Origin of the sequence: Pedobacter sp. ASV12, from assembly GCF_016429155.1 — a bacterium.
GTDB lineage: Bacteria > Bacteroidota > Bacteroidia > Sphingobacteriales > Sphingobacteriaceae > Pedobacter.
Map to the genome: position 1 here is coordinate 1 of NZ_JAELUC010000299.1, position 452 is coordinate 452.

1 protein-coding gene is annotated in these 452 nt (G+C 53.3%); it reads right to left on the minus strand.

What is annotated here, in order from left to right; genetic code table 11:
• Positions 1-83: 83 nt before the first annotated feature.
• Entirely contained in the window at positions 84-359 is a 276-nt protein-coding gene (locus JHD69_RS21595) for a serine hydrolase (RefSeq protein WP_370583544.1), read from the minus strand.
• Positions 360-452: the final 93 nt, after the last annotated feature.

Sequence of the window (452 nt, forward strand, 5' to 3'; positions counted from 1 at the left end):
CCCCCCCCCCCCCCCCCCCCCCCCCCCTCTCCCCCCCCCCCCCCCCCCCCCCCCCCCCCCCATGTCGTGGTTCGTCGGCAGCGTCAGATGTGTATAAGAGACAGCCGTCCGCCACTTAAAACCAGGTTTGGATATTGGCCATCAAGATAAGTCCTTACATCGTCGTCGAGGCCGATTTTGTGGTCGTTAACCGCTTGTGCAAGCAACAGGCCCGTATAGGTTTTTGTAATGGAACCTATTTCATACAGCGTATGATTGTTTGGCTTCTTGCCATTTTGCAACTGGCCAAAATGGAAATGATGCGCCTTACCGTTGAGATAGATTACCCCGGAAACCGCAGTGTAGCCAGGTTGCTTCATCAGTTTGGCCACTTCCTGGCCTATAATCACCTCAATCGAATCTGTTGCAGAGTTATTTTGCGCAATATCTGTCTCTTATACACATCTCCGAGC